The organism is Rhizorhabdus sp. P4_G6, assembly GCF_056401045.1.
The window spans coordinates 43,458-57,905 of sequence record NZ_JBFUKC010000018.1 but is presented as its reverse complement, the minus strand read 5'-3'; the positions used below and the strand labels follow the sequence as shown (position 1 = coordinate 57,905).

The window sequence follows — 14,448 nt, the reverse complement described above, 5'->3', positions numbered from 1 at the left end:
GTTCCCGGGATCGGCAGCTTCCTCGGCAAAAGCTTCCATTCAAGTCGTTGGGATTTCGAGTATACTGGTGGCTGTTCAGATGGGCACTTGACCAACCTAAGAGATAAGCGCGTGGCGGTGGTCGGGACGGGTGCCAGCGCAGTGCAGTGCATTCCCCATCTCGGGAAATGGGCCAAAAACCTTTACGTATTCCAACGAACGCCTTCCGCCATCGATTGGCGCGATGAACGCCCTACCGATGAAGCGTGGTACAAATCGCAAGAACTCGGCTGGCAGATGCGACGCATCCAGAACTACACATCGCTGATCGGCTTGGAACCGGTCGAGGTCGATCTTGTCAACGACTGGTGGACGAAGCGGCAATTCGCGACTCTTCAGCACCTCAAGCCAGATATGTCCGGCCAAGAAATCGGTGACCTTCTCCAAGCGGCTGATATCGAAGCGGGCGAAGAGCTCCGTAGACGAGTCTCGGACATCGTCCACAATCCGGAGACGGCGGAAGGACTGAAGTCATGGTATCAACGCTATTGTAAACGTCCGTGCTTCCATGACGATTATCTGCAAACGTTCAATCTATCCAACGTGACGTTGGTCCATACCCAAGGAAGGGGTATCGAGCGGGTGACGGAAACTGGGATCGTTGCCAATGATCGCCACTACCCGGTGGACTGCATCATCTACTCGACGGGATTCCAGCTTGGCGCATACGCGGATGAACCTCCGGTATCCCTGTTTGGAAGGGATGGAATCTCACTTTCAGAAAAGTGGCGCGACGGTGCGACCACACTTCATGGCTTCCATATACACGGATTTCCCAACTTCTTCCTCATCAGCATAGCTCAGAGCGCTTGGGGTGCCAATCTGATGCACATGCTGCTCGAACAGGGGCGCCACGTCGCCTACATTATTGCGGAATTGATGCAGAGGGGAGTTGCTGTCGCGGAGGTGTCAAGGACTGCAGAGGCTGCATGGGTCAAACACCACGAACAACTCGCATTGAATATCGCGGGCGTCTGGGAGAACTGCACTCCAAGCTTCTTCAACAACGAGGGAAATATGACGCTCAAGGCGCTACGCAGCGGTCCATACGGAAACGGAGTAGGCGCATTCTGTCATCAGCTGGAACAATGGCGTGCCACGGGGGGGCTTGAAGGTCTCGAGCTACGGTAAAGCTTGTCAATCCGTCCGCAACTCGATGAAGCCGGGAAGGCTCTAGATTTTGTCCGTTTTCCGTGGTTTCCGAGCCGGCAGATGACTCCATCTGCCTCGAAACCACTCTAAGCTTTCCCGGCGCTTGTCCCCAAGCGGGCCGGTTGCTACCCCGCGCAGGTGGCCTGGAACTTCTGGATCGATCGCGGCGGCACCTTCACCGATGTGGTGGCACGTGATCCGCAGGGTCGGATCCGCACGGCCAAGCTGCTCTCCGAGGATCCCGAGCGCTATGGCGACGCCGCTGTCGCCGCGATCCGCCGGCTGACCGGCTGTCGCGAGGGGCCGCTGCCGCCGCTCGACCTACGGATCGGAACGACGGTCGCCACCAACGCGCTGCTCGAGCGCAAGGGCGAGCCTGTCCTGCTCGCGATCACCCGCGGCTTCGGCGACGCGCTGACCATCGGATATCAGGACCGGCCGGATCTGTTCGCCCGCGCCATCCGCCGCGCTCCGCCGATCCACGCGCGCACCCTGGAAATCGACGAGCGCGTTACGGCGGCGGGCGACGTGACGATCCCGCTCGACCTGGACAAGGCGCGCGCCGGTCTTGCCGCGGCCTATGAGGACGGCCTGCGCGCCGTCGCGATCGTGCTGATGCACGGCTACCGCCATATCGCGCATGAGGCGGCGCTGGCCGCCCTCGCCCGCGACATCGGTTTCACCCAGATCTCCGCGAGCCATCAGGTCGCCCCGTTGATCAAGCTGGTCGGGCGCGGCGACACCAGCGTGGTCGACGCCTATCTCTCGCCGGTGCTGCACCGCTATGTCGACAGCTTCTCGAACGCGCTCGGTGCCGGCGCGGCGCCGCTGTTCATGCAGTCCAACGGAGGGCTGGTCGATGGCGGCGGCTTTCGCGGCAAGGACGCGATCCTGTCCGGGCCGGCGGGCGGGATCGTCGGCATGGCGCGCACCGCCGCGCAGGCCGGCTACGACCATGTCATCGGCTTCGACATGGGCGGCACCTCGACCGACGTGTCGCTCTATGCCGGCCAATATGACCGTGAAACGGAGACGATGATCGCGGGCGCCCGCATCCGCGCGCCGATGATGAAGATCCATAGCGTCGCGGCGGGCGGCGGATCGGTCTGCCGCTTCGACAATGGCCGCTTCCGGGTCGGCCCCGAATCCGCGGGCGCCATTCCGGGGCCCGCCTGCTATCGCCGCGGCGGGCCGCTGACCGTCACCGACTGCAACGTCATGCTCGGCAAGATCCAGCCCGATCATTTCCCACGACTGTTCGGTCCCGATGGAGACCAGCCGATCGATAGGACCGCGGTTGAATCCCGCTTCACCGATCTGATCGCCCAGGCCGGCGGCGGCATCGACCCCCGGCGTCTCGCCGAAGGCCTCATCGCCATCGCGGTCGCGAACATGGCCAAGGCGATCAAGGCGGTATCGATCGGCGCCGGCCACGACCCGGCGCGCTTCACCCTCGCCTGCTTCGGCGGCGCGGCGGGCCAGCATGCCTGCCTGGTGGCCGACGCGCTGGCGATCGACCGGGTGATGATCCACCCGCTGGCGGGAGTGCTGTCGGCCTATGGCATCGGCCTGGCCGAGCGCAGCGCCATCCGCGAGCGCAGCCTGTTGCTCGCGCTGGACGATGCTGCGGAAATTGCTGCAGCGGTGGCGGCACTTTCGGCCGAGGCGCTGGCCACCCTGCCCGCTGCCGGGCGGATCGATGCAACCGCGCACGTCCGCTATGCCGCCAGCGACAACAGCATCGCCGTGCCGCTCGCCGATGCTGCAGCGATGCGGGCCGCTTTCGAGCGCGCCTTCGCCCAGCGCTTCGGCTTTGCCGGCCAGGGCGAGCCGGTCATCGACATGCTCCGCGTCGAGGCGGTGATACCCGGCGGCGAGGACGCCACCCAGGCTGCGGCGCTGCCGGCCCGATCCGCGGCCCCGACCGCAATCGTCGAGACATGGATGGCCGATGCTGCGCACAAGACGCCGCTGTTCGATCGTGCCGGACTGGCGAGCGGCTTCGCCGTCGATGGCCCCGCGCTGATTGTCGACAGCGTCGCCACCACCATCGTCGAGCCGGGCTGGCGCGCCGAGGTCGACTCCCTCGGCAACCTGATCCTCACCCGCCATCTCGCGCGGCAGGCGCGGCAGGCCGTCGGCACCGCGGTCGATCCGGTGCGGCTGGAAATCTTCTCGGGCCTGTTCATGGGCATCGCCGAAGAGATGGGTGCGGCGCTGCGTCAGAGCGCGTCCTCGGTCAACATTCGCGAACGGCTCGACTTCTCCTGCGCGCTGTTCGACGCGGCCGGCAACCTGATCGCCAATGCGCCGCACATTCCGGTCCATCTCGGCTCGATGGGCGAGAGCATCCGCACGATCATCGCGCGGCGCGGGAGCGGCGTCGACGGCCGCGGCATGCGCGCCGGCGACGCCTATGCGCTGAATGCGCCCTATCAGGGCGGAACCCACCTGCCCGACATCACCGTCATCATGCCGGTGTTCGCCGAAAGCGGCGACGCGGAACCCAGCTTCTTCGTCGCGGCCCGCGGCCATCATGCCGATATCGGCGGGATCAGCCCGGGTTCGATGCCATCGAACAGCCGCAGCATCGACGAGGAAGGGGTGATCCTCGACAATGCCCTGCTCGTCGATGAGGGGCGGCTCTGCGAGGACGATATCCGGAATTTGCTGCGCAGCAATCGCTGGCCCGCGCGCAATGCCGACCAGAATATCGCCGACCTGAGCGCCCAGGTTGCCGCCTGCACGCGCGGCGGCGATGCGCTGCGGCGGCTGGCGGCGGATTATGGGCGCGATGTCGTCGCCGCCTATATGGAGCATGTCCAGGCCAATGCCGAAGCGGCGGTTCGCGCGCTGATCGGCGGGCTCGATGACGGCGAACATGCGGTCGAGCTCGACAATGGCGCGACCATCAGGGTCGCGGTCCGCATCCACCGCGCCGCCGGGACCGCCACGATCGACTTCACCGGCACGAGCGGCCAGCTGCCGGACAATTTCAACGCGCCGCTGTCGGTGGTCCGGGCCGCCGCGCTCTACGTGATGCGCATCCTGGTCGATGCCCCGATCCCGATGAATGACGGCTGCCTCCGCCCAGTGACGATGATCGTACCGGAGGGGTCGATGCTCAACCCGCGCTATCCCGCGGCGGTCGTCGCCGGCAATGTCGAGACCAGCCAGGCGATCACCGATGCGCTGCTCGGCGCGTTCGGCGCGATGGCGGGATCGCAGGGTACGATGAACAACTTCACCTTCGGTGACGAGGGCCGCCAATATTATGAGACGATCGCCGGCGGATCAGGCGCAGGGCCGGGCTTTGACGGCGCGGCGGCAGTGCAGACGCACATGACCAACAGCCGCCTGACCGATCCGGAGATATTGGAAACGCGATTCCCGGTGCTGGTCGAGCAGTTCGCGATCCGGCACGGTTCTGGCGGTGGCGGCACATGGGCCGGCGGCGCCGGTGCCATCCGCCGCATTCGCTTCCTAGACGCGATGCAGGCCAACATCCTGTCGAACCGGCGGCGGGTTGCACCATCGGGACTGGGCGGCGGTAGCGACGGCGCGGTGGGCGTGAACCGGATAGAGCGCGCGGACGGTTCGGTCGAACTGCTCGGGCCGACCGGCTCCGCCGAAATGGCGCCGGGCGACGTGTTCGTGATCGAGACGCCGGGCGGCGGCGGCTGCGGTAAGGCGGGATGAAAGATGAGCCGGTGAGCTCCATGCTCGTCCTCTGCGGCATCGCCGTCATCGTGGTGGGCTTCCTGCTGCGCTTCAATCCGCTGCTGGTGGTGCTGGCCTCGGCACTGGCAACCGGGCTGGCCGCGGGCATGGACCCGCTTATGATCGTCGCTGCGTTCGGCAAGGCGTTCAACGCCAATCGCTATGTGACGGTGATCTACATGGTGCTGCCGGTGATCGGCCTGCTCGAGCGCCATGGCCTGCAGGAGCGCGCCCGGGCGCTCATCGCCGAATTCCGCGGCGCGACCGCCGGCCGGCTGCTGATCCTCTATCTCGTCTTCCGCCAGGTCAGCGCTGCGCTGGGACTGATCTCGGTGGCCGGCCACCCCCAGACCGTCCGCCCGCTGGTCGCGCCGATGGCCGAGGCCGCCGCCGCGCAGCAAAGCGGCGAGGAGGCGCGGGACGAGAAGGTCGCGGCGATGGCGGCGGCCACCGACAATATCGGCCTGTTCTTCGGAGAGGATATCTTCCTCGCGGTCGGATCGATCCTGCTGATGAAAGGCATTCTCGAGGGCTATGGAATCTTCATCGAGCCGCTCCACCTGTCGCTCTGGGCGATCCCCAGCGCGATCGCTGCGCTGCTGATCCACGGCACGCGGCTGCTGCTGCTCGACCGCAGGCTTAAGGCCGACCGAGGGTGATCGGCCTCGATCTCGTCTATCCGGTCGCGGGGCTCGCTTTCGTCGCCTTCTCGCTGTCGGCGCTGCGCGACCGCAGCAATCGTAAGCGGCTGGGCAACGCGCTGTTCTACGCGCTGATCGCGCTGAGCCTGATCGCCGGTGACGCCCTTGGCGATCTCGGCAATGGCGTGCTGGTGCTTGGGCTGGTGGCCATCGCCGGGTCCGGGGGGATCGGGCGCGGCGCCGGCGACACCAGTTCGCCGGAAGCGCGCGCCGCAGAAGCCGCGACGCGGCGCAACCGGCTGTTCATCCCCGCCCTGCTGATCCCGGCCACGGCGCTGCTCGGCACACTGGTCTTCAAGCAGTCGCCGGCACTGGTCGATCCGAAGCAGGCGACGCTGGTCGCACTCACCCTGGGCGTGCTGCTGGCGCTCGGCGCCGGCTATGCCTGGCTGCGGCCGCACATCGCCACGCCCTTCGACGAAGGGCGGCGGCTGATGGACAGCGTCGGCTGGGCGGCGCTGCTCCCCCAGATGCTGGCCAGCCTCGGTGCGCTGTTCGCGCTCGCCGGCGTCGGCGATGTCGTCGGCGGAATGATCGCGCATGTCATTCCAGGCGGCAGCCTGATCGGCGCGGTGCTGGCCTATGCGCTCGGCATGGCGCTGTTCACCATCGTGATGGGCAATGCCTTCGCCGCCTTTCCGGTGATGGCTACGGCGGTCGGCGTGCCGGTGCTGATCCATGGCGCCGGCGGCAACCCCGCGGCGGTCGCGGCGATCGGCATGCTCGCCGGCTTCTGCGGCACGCTCATGACGCCGATGGCTGCCAACTTCAACCTGGTCCCCGCCGCACTGCTCGACCTGAAGGACCGGTACGGCGTGATCCGCATGCAGATCCCCACGGCGCTGCCGCTGCTGGCGGTGAATATCGCGCTGCTCTACTGGCTGGCGTTCCGGTGAACGGGCCTGACGATCAGGAGAGGATCACGCTCACCCCGGCCCTCGCCTCGCGCTTCGCCATGCTCACGCTGGGTCACCTAGGCCGTCAGTGGCCGTACAAGCTCGACCATGTGATGGCCGGCCCTGGGGATGTTCTGCCGCCGGTAACGCTTCACCCGATCTTCCATGGCAGCTTCGACTGGCACAGCTGCGTCCATGGCTGGTGGCAGGTGATGCGGCTGATGCGGCGCTTCCCCGACATGCCGGAGGCGGCCGCGATCCGCGCCCGCGCCGATGCGATGCTGGTGCCCGACAAGGTGGCGGGCGAGCTTGCCTATCTCCAACGGCCCAGCGCCGCCGGCTTCGAGCGGCCCTATGGCTGGGCGTGGCTGCTCGCGCTTCACGACGAACTCGACCGCCATGAGGAGCGGCGCTGGGCGCAGGCGCTCGAACCACTCGCCCGCGCCTTCACCGTGCGGTTCCACGAGTTTCTGCCACGCCTGACCTATCCGATCCGGGTCGGCACGCATCCGAACAGCAGTTTCGCCCTGCTGCTCGCCCATCGCTGGGCGACGGGCCACGACGAGGTGCTGGCGACGCTTCTTGCCGCCCGCGCCTTGGCCTGGTTCGAGCAGGATCGCGGCTGCCAGGCCTGGGAACCGGGCGGTGACGAGTTCCTGTCGCCGGCGCTGATGGAAGCGCATCTGATGCGGCACATCCTGCCCGCCGCGGCGTTTACCGCCTGGTTCGATGCTTTCCTGCCCGATATACCCGAGGCGCTGCTGACCCCCGCCTTCGTCTCGGATCGCAACGACGGCAAGATCGCGCATCTCGATGGCCTCAACCTCAGCCGCGCCTGGTGCTGGCGGGCGATATCGGCGGCGCTGCCGGCCGGACATCGCGTCGCGGCCATGGCCGGCGCCGCGGCCGAACGACACCTGACGGCGAGCCTGCCGCATATCGAAGACGACTATATGGGCGAGCATTGGCTCGCCAGCTTCGCCCTGCTCGCGCTCGATGGCCTTTAGGCGCGGAGAAAATCCCGGACCATGGCGATGAAATCGGCCTGCCGGTCATGGTGAACCCAGTGGCCGGCATCCTCGAACAGCTCGACCCGAGCGTTGCGGAAATAGCTGGCGCGGCCATCGACCGCCGGATTGGAGGCCCAGCTCTGCGCCCCATAGACCAGCAGCACCGGACAGCTGATCGCCGCCCATAGCCGGTGCTTGGTCTCGGTGCTGATATCGAACGGCCCGGGGTCGCGAAGGGCCGGATCATGCTTGGGGGTGACGGTGCCATCCTCATTGATCCTCGCGGCGTGGCGCGCGAGATGTTCGGCCAGCTCCGGCGACAGATGCTCGCTCACCTCGCTGATGCGCGCCACCATCGCCGCCATGTCGGCAAAGCGCCGAGGGACGAAGGTCGACCGCTGCGCACGTTCCTCGATCGTGCCGCGCAGCAGGTCGATCTGGTCGCGCTTGTCGCGTTCCGCTATCACCGTCGGCGAAAGTCCGAGGCCTTCGATATTGACGAGCTTCGTCACCCGGTCGGGATACAGGCCGCTGAAGCGCGTTACGATGTTGCCGCCGAGCGAATGGCCGATCATCGCGCAGGGCGGGAGGTCGAGCGCCTTCACCAGCGTCGCGAAATCCTGGACAAAATCGGTGATTTCATAGACGCCGTCCGCCGCCCAGTCGCTGTCGCCATGGCCGCGCAGATCGGGAACGATGATCCGATAGTCCTGCAGGATGGCGGAGGCCACCGCATCCCAGCTGCGGCCATGATCGCGCCCGCCATGCTGCAGCAGCAGCGGCGGTGCCGAAGGATCGCCCCATTCGGTGACATTGAGCTGGAGGCGCGAAGAACTGATCTTGTAGGTGCGTGGCGTGGGCATGGCCGTGCCTTAAGGAAAAAACCTCCCGGATGTCGAGCCTGTCGGCGATATCCGCAGAACCGGCCATGCTTGACGCCCCCCCGGCAAGCCCGGCATTGCGATGCGCATGAAGTCTCGTCTGCTCAAGGGGCTCGATCCCTTCCTCGTCCTGCTCGTTCTGACCATCCTGCTCGCGTCGCTTCTGCCGGCGCGCGGCGCAGCCGTAGAAATGTTCCGCTGGGCAACGGGCGCGGCGATCGCCCTGCTGTTCTTCCTCCATGGCGCGAAGCTGTCGCGCGAGGCGATCCTCGCCGGCATCGGCAACTGGCATCTCCACCTGCTCGTGCTCGCTTCCTCCTTCATGCTGTTCCCGCTGCTCGGCTGGGCGATGGCGCGGGCGGCGACCGGGCTCACCACGCCCGAAATCCTCTCGGGGCTGCTCTATCTGTCGGTGCTGCCCTCGACCGTGCAGTCGTCGATCGCGCTCACCGCCATCGCGGGCGGCAATGTCCCCGCGGCGGTGTGCAGCGCCTCGCTGTCCAATATCACCGGAATTATCCTCACCCCGCTGATGGTCGGCCTGCTGGTTCAGGTTCAGGGCAGCGCGCCGGGCATATCGCTGGACGCGCTGCAGGCGATCATGGTCCAGCTGCTGCTGCCCTTCATCGCCGGCCACCTGCTGCGGCCACTGATCGGCGGCTTCATCGACCGGTACAAGCGCGTGCTGATGCCGGTCGACCGGTCCTCGATCCTGCTGGTCGTCTATACCGCCTTCAGCGCGGCGGTAGTCAACGGGATATGGCAGCGCACCGAGGCGCTCGACCTGCTGGTGATCCTCGGGCTCAGCGCGGTGCTGCTCGGCCTGGTCATGGCGGCAAACCTGTTCGTGGCGCGCCGCCTGAAGCTGCCGCGCGGCGACGAAATCGTGCTGCTGTTCTGCGGATCGAAGAAGAGCATCGTCTCGGGCGTGCCGATGGCGGGCGCGATCTTCGCGCCGGCGCAGGTCGGCGTGATCATCCTGCCGCTGATGATCTTCCACCAGCTCCAGCTATTCGTCTGCACCATCATCGCGACGCGCTATCGGCGCGGCCAGTGAACCGGTTCGGCCCAGCTTCGTTCAGCGCGGATGGCTCGCATCGCGCATCTGTCGGACATCCATTTCGGCGCCCATGATCCGCGGATCGTCAGCGCCACCGAGGCGTGGCTGGAGAACAGGCGCCCCGACCTCGTCATCATTAGCGGCGACCTGACGCAGCGCGCCCGCGCAGAACAGTTCCGCGCCGCCTCCGCCTGGCTCAATCGGCTGCGGGCGGCGGGGCTGCGGACATTGGTGATCCCCGGCAACCACGATATCCCGCTCTACGACATCGTGCGCCGGTTCGCGGCGCCGCTCGCCCGCTATCAACGCTATATCGCGAACGAGCTTTGCCCGTGGTTCGAGAATGACAGGGTCGCGGTGCTCGGCATCAACACCGCCCGCTCGCTGACCATCAAGGACGGCCGCATCAACCGCCGGCAGATCGATCTGATGAAGCGCCGCTTCGATGCGGTGGAGCCGCACAAGACGCGCATCCTGGTCACGCACCATCCGCTGTTCGCGATGCCGATCGGCGAGGGCGGCGAGCTGAGCGAGGCGGTCGGGCGCCACGGCGATGCGGTGAAGGCAGTCTGCGAGGCGGGTGTCCATATCGCGCTGGCCGGGCACTTCCACCGCACCTATGCCGAAGCCGCGCGCAAGATGGTCGCGAATGCCGGCTCGGCGCTGGTCATCCAGGCCGGCACCGCCACCTCGACCCGCCTGCGCAACGACGAGCCGCAGAGCTTCAACTGGATCCATGCGCATCTCAACAGCGACGTCACGCTGCAGGTGATGGTATGGGACGGCAACAGTTTCCAGGGTGGCGACGACGTGCGCTACATCCGGCTTGGCGAGGACTGGACGTCGAGCGTCCTCGGGCCGGCGCCGCATCCGGTGAAGGCCGGCGAGCTGGCCGCGCGCTGACACGGTTGGGGAGCCTGGCTTCCCCTGTACAGCGCCTCGACTGCACCTTTCTGCTGATCTTGCCTTTCATCTGGCTGGCGGGAGGCTGAACATGCTGTACCAATGGCCGGCATGACCGATCTCGCCGCCTTCGTCGCCGGCCTGCCCAAGGCCGAGCTGCACCTCCATATCGAGGGCAGCCTCGAACCCGAGCAGATGTTCGCCCTCGCCCGGCGCAATCGCATCGCCATCCCGTTCGCGAGCGTCGAGGAACTGCGCGGCGCCTACAGCTTCTCGCGCCTCCAGGACTTTCTCGACATCTATTACCAAGGCGCCGACGTGCTGCGCACCGAGGAGGACTTCCGCGACCTCGCCACCGCCTATTTCGACCGCGCCGCCGCCGACAATGTCCGCCATGCCGAGATCTTCTTCGATCCCCAGACCCACACCGATCGCGGCATCCCCTTCCAGGTGGTCGCCGACGGCCTGCTCGCGGGCATGGCCGAGGCCAAGGCGAAGCACGGGCTCAGCTCCAAGCTGATCCTGTGCTTCCTGCGCCATCTGGACGAAGAGGCCGCCTTCGCCACGTTGGCGGCGGCCGAACCCTGGCTGGACCGGATCGTGGCGGTCGGGCTCGATTCGTCCGAACTCGGCCATCCCCCATCCAAATTCGCGCGGGTGTTCCAGCGCGCCGGCGCGATGGGGCTGCGGCGCGTCGCCCATGCCGGCGAGGAGGGGCCGCCTGACTATATCCACGAGGCGCTCGACCTGCTTCACATCGACCGGCTCGACCATGGCAATCGCGCGCTCGAGGATGCGGCGCTGACGACGAGGCTGGCACGATCGGCGATGACGCTGACCGTCTGTCCGCTCTCCAACCTCAAGCTGTGCGTGGTCGCCGATATCGCCGCGCATCCGCTCGAGCACATGCTGCGGATGGGCCTGCGCGCGACGGTGAACTCGGACGATCCCGCCTATTTCGGCGGCTATGTGAACGATAATTATCGCGCACTGATCCCCGCTGGAAAGCTGGACGCGCAGGACTTCGCCGCGCTGGCCCGAAACAGCTTCCTCGGCTCATTCCTCGATGACGCGGATGTCGCCCAGCATCTCGCGGCGCTCGATGCCTATTTGGCGAGTGAGCCGACACAAAATGGCTCGTCATCCTGAATTTATTTCAGGATCCACTCCTCCGCTTGCGATTGTTGGCTTGTGACGAGGTGGATGCTGAAACAAGTTCAGCATGACAGATGAAGAACCGAGACCAAGGAACCGCCCATGCCGACCCTGACCCCCGTCGACCAGCCGGAGTTCCTCACCGCGATCCATTATATCGCGGCGCGGATCAGGGAGAGCGGCTGGACGCCAGACTTCATCATCGGCGTCGGCCGCGGCGGGCTCACCCCTGCGGTCTATCTCAGCCATGCGACCGGCCTGCCGATGCTATCGATCGACCATAGCTCGCACCTGCCGGATTTTTCCGCCGAACTGCTGGTCAAGCTGGCGGGGCGCAGCCTCACCGATCGGCTGCTGTTCGTCGACGACATCAACGACAGCGGCGGAACCATCGCCCACCTCAAGGCGGGACTGGCCGAAGCGGGCGCCAATCTGGAGAATGTCCGCTTCGCCATGCTGATCGACAATGTCGCCTCGGCCGAGCGCGTCGACTATCGCTTTCGCACGATCGACCGCTCGATCAACAAGGACTGGTTCGTATTCCCGTGGGAACAGGTTTCCCCGGTCGCGAAAGTGATCGAGGACGCAGCGGTGGTGCCGGCGCGGCTGGCGTAGATACCGCGGCTCGACAGGATATTGAATGCGCGGGCAGACAGGCTAGCTTCAGCGCATGAAGATCACCCGACTCGCCCTGGCCGCGCTGCTCTGCGCGCTGCCGCTTCCCGCTCTGGCGCAGGATGCCCCGCCGGCCGCCGCGCCTGCGCCTGCGCCTGCGCCTGCGCCCAAGCCGGCTACCGTCAAGGTCAGCCTTTTGACCAGCGAAGGACCGATCCTGCTCGAACTCGAGAAGGAGCGCGCGCCGATCACGACCAGCAATTTCCTGCGCTATGTCGACGCGAAGCGGTTCGACAACATGACCTTCTACCGCGCCGTGAACGTGCCTAACGCGCCCGAGCTGGGCCTGGTGCAGGGCGGCGTGCATTATGACCCGCGCAAGATGTTCCCGACCATCGCGCACGAGCCGACCAGCAAGACCGGCGTGCTTCATGGCGACGGGACCATCTCGATGGCCCGCAACGCGCCGGGCACGGCGGCGGGCGACTTCTTCATCACCATCGGCCAGATGGATTATATGAACGCCGATCCGTCCGCGCCCGGCGACAATGCCGGCTATGCGGCGTTCGGCCATGTCGTCGAGGGGATGGATGTCGTGAAGCGCATCCTCGCCGCCCCGCGCTCGCCCACGCTGGGCGAAGGCATGATGAAGGGCCAGATGCTCGCCGCACCTATTAGGATCATCAGCGCGCGGCGGGTCGTTACGAAGTAAACAGGACTACGCTGCTCATGCCAGCAGCGCCTTGTGCTGCTCGCGCAGCGCGGCCTTCTGCACCTTGCCCATCGCGTTCTTCGGCAGCGCGTCGACGAAGACGATCGCGCGCGGCTGCTTGAAGCGGGCGAGCCGGTCGACGAGGCCCGCCTTGATCGCTTCGGCATCGTCGAAGGTGCGGTCGCGCGCCACCACCACCGCCACCACCGCCTCGCCCAGATCGCGCTGGGGGACGCCGATCACCGCCGACTCATGAACCTCGGGCAGCTCGTCGAGCGCGGCTTCGACCTCCGCCGGATAGACGTTGTAGCCGCCCGAAATGATCAGGTCCTTGGCCCGCCCGACGATCGAGACATAGCCGCGCGCGTCGACCACGCCGAGGTCGCCCGAGATGAAATAGCCGTCGCGGAACTCCGCCGCGGTCTTCTCGGGCATGCGCCAATAGCCCTTGAACACATTCGGCCCGGCGATCTCGATCACCCCGACCTGCCCCTGCGGCATCCCCTTGCCGCTGTGCGGATCGGCGATGCGGATCGACACGCCGGGCAGCGGCAGGCCGACCGTGCCGGCGATGCGGTCGCCATCATAGGGGTTGGATATATTCATGTTGGTTTCGGTCATCCCATAGCGTTCGAGGATGGCATGGCCGGTGCGCTCGCGGAATTCGCGGTGGATGTCGGCCGAGAGCGGGGCCGAGCCGGAGACGAACAGCCGGATGTGGCGGGCGAGGTCGGCGGTGAAGCCCGGCTCGTCGAGCAGCCGGATGTAGAAGGTCGGCACGCCCATCATCGTCGTCGCGCGCGGCAGCTGCCGCAGCACTTCGGCGGCGTCGAAGCGCGGCAGGAAGATCATCGACGCGCCGGCCGCGAGGATCGCGTTGGTCGCGACGAACAGCCCATGGGTGTGGAAGATCGGCAGCGCATGGAGCAGCACGTCATCGCGGGTGAAGTGCCATGCATCGCGGATCATGAACGCGTTCGAACCGAGATTGTCATGGCTCAGCATCGCGCCCTTCGAGCGGCCGGTGGTGCCCGATGTGTAGAGGATCGCCGCGAGATCCTGGTCGCCGCGCTCCACAGTGTCGAATCGCGCCGGGGCCTGCGCCGCGCCGCCGGCGAGTGCCGCAAGCGCCGCCACGCGCGGCACCCCCGCCGCCGCCGCCAGAGGCGCGATCCTGTCGACCGCGGCCGGATCGCAGGCGAACAGCGCCGGCTCGGCATCGCGCATGAAATAGTCGAGTTCGCTTGACGTGTAGGCGGGGTTGAGCGGCAGGAAGACCGCCCCGGCGCGCAGGCAACCGAGATAGAGCATCAGCATGTCGATGCTTTTTTCGGCCTGCACCGCCACCCGGTCGCCGATGCCGACGCCATGATCGCGCAGCACATGCGCGAAGCCGGCCGAGCGGGCCTCGACCTCGCCATAGCTGACGACGCCGCCATCGGGCAGGTGGGCAAAGGGGCGATTCGACTCAGGAAAACGGCTGGCCAGACGTGCGTAGAGATTGGTCAATGCTGCCGCCTCCCGAGCCGGCGAACCAGCTTAGGATGCGGCCGCCTCCACGCCAATGCCTTGGCCGCCGAGTCGGCGCTTTCGTCCTGGCCGGC

12 protein-coding genes are annotated in these 14,448 nt (G+C 66.6%); 10 read left to right on the top strand and 2 right to left on the bottom strand.

What is annotated here, in order from left to right:
- The 5 genes from AC1DPF_RS15720 to AC1DPF_RS15700 all read left to right on the top strand — a co-directional run.
- Window positions 1-1,170: flavin-containing monooxygenase (locus AC1DPF_RS15720; protein WP_477962280.1), on the top strand; the 1,170-nt coding region annotated here is incomplete at its 5' end.
- A gap of 159 nt (window positions 1,171-1,329) precedes the next feature.
- On the top strand, window positions 1,330-4,890 hold the full coding sequence (locus AC1DPF_RS15715; protein ID WP_477962278.1) for a hydantoinase B/oxoprolinase family protein: 3,561 nt from the start codon (window positions 1,330-1,332) through the stop codon (window positions 4,888-4,890).
- 20 nt (window positions 4,891-4,910) lie between these two features.
- Window positions 4,911-5,570, top strand: coding sequence for a DUF969 domain-containing protein (locus tag AC1DPF_RS15710; protein WP_477962284.1), 660 nt, complete (start codon window positions 4,911-4,913; stop codon window positions 5,568-5,570).
- The gene (locus AC1DPF_RS15705) at window positions 5,567-6,508 is read left to right on the top strand and encodes a DUF979 domain-containing protein (RefSeq protein ID WP_477962276.1); all 942 of its coding nucleotides are present in this window, start codon (window positions 5,567-5,569) and stop codon (window positions 6,506-6,508) included. Before AC1DPF_RS15710 ends, AC1DPF_RS15705 begins: the two co-directional genes overlap by 4 nt.
- A gap of 59 nt (window positions 6,509-6,567) precedes the next feature.
- Window positions 6,568-7,515, top strand: coding sequence for a DUF2891 domain-containing protein (locus AC1DPF_RS15700; protein WP_477962282.1), 948 nt, complete (start codon window positions 6,568-6,570; stop codon window positions 7,513-7,515).
- On the opposite strand, the gene AC1DPF_RS15695 is transcribed toward AC1DPF_RS15700, so the two are convergent.
- Window positions 7,512-8,381, bottom strand: a complete 870-nt coding sequence (locus AC1DPF_RS15695) for an alpha/beta fold hydrolase (RefSeq protein WP_477873289.1) — start codon at window positions 8,379-8,381, stop codon at window positions 7,512-7,514. The two genes, AC1DPF_RS15700 and AC1DPF_RS15695, sit on opposite strands and share 4 nt — an antisense overlap.
- A gap of 100 nt (window positions 8,382-8,481) precedes the next feature.
- Here AC1DPF_RS15695 and AC1DPF_RS15690 point away from each other — a divergent pair, with 100 nt between their 5' ends.
- From AC1DPF_RS15690 to AC1DPF_RS15670, 5 genes are all read left to right on the top strand, one after another.
- Window positions 8,482-9,456, top strand: a complete 975-nt coding sequence (locus AC1DPF_RS15690) for a bile acid:sodium symporter family protein (protein WP_477962274.1) — start codon at window positions 8,482-8,484, stop codon at window positions 9,454-9,456.
- 30 nt (window positions 9,457-9,486) lie between these two features.
- Complete coding sequence (locus tag AC1DPF_RS15685; RefSeq protein WP_477962272.1) at window positions 9,487-10,362, top strand: metallophosphoesterase family protein; 876 nt, start codon at window positions 9,487-9,489, stop codon at window positions 10,360-10,362.
- Between the two features lie 111 nt (window positions 10,363-10,473).
- Window positions 10,474-11,511, top strand: coding sequence for an adenosine deaminase (locus AC1DPF_RS15680; RefSeq protein WP_477962270.1), 1,038 nt, complete (start codon window positions 10,474-10,476; stop codon window positions 11,509-11,511).
- A 108-nt stretch (window positions 11,512-11,619) separates the two neighbouring features.
- On the top strand, window positions 11,620-12,132 hold the full coding sequence (locus AC1DPF_RS15675; protein WP_477873297.1) for a phosphoribosyltransferase: 513 nt from the start codon (window positions 11,620-11,622) through the stop codon (window positions 12,130-12,132).
- A 55-nt stretch (window positions 12,133-12,187) separates the two neighbouring features.
- On the top strand, window positions 12,188-12,844 hold the full coding sequence (locus AC1DPF_RS15670) for a peptidylprolyl isomerase (protein ID WP_477962268.1): 657 nt from the start codon (window positions 12,188-12,190) through the stop codon (window positions 12,842-12,844).
- A 15-nt stretch (window positions 12,845-12,859) separates the two neighbouring features.
- Here AC1DPF_RS15670 and AC1DPF_RS15665 read toward each other — a convergent pair whose 3' ends face one another.
- Entirely contained in the window at window positions 12,860-14,353 is a 1,494-nt protein-coding gene (locus AC1DPF_RS15665; protein WP_477962266.1) for a malonate--CoA ligase, read from the bottom strand.
- Between the last annotated feature and the right edge of the window lie 95 nt (window positions 14,354-14,448).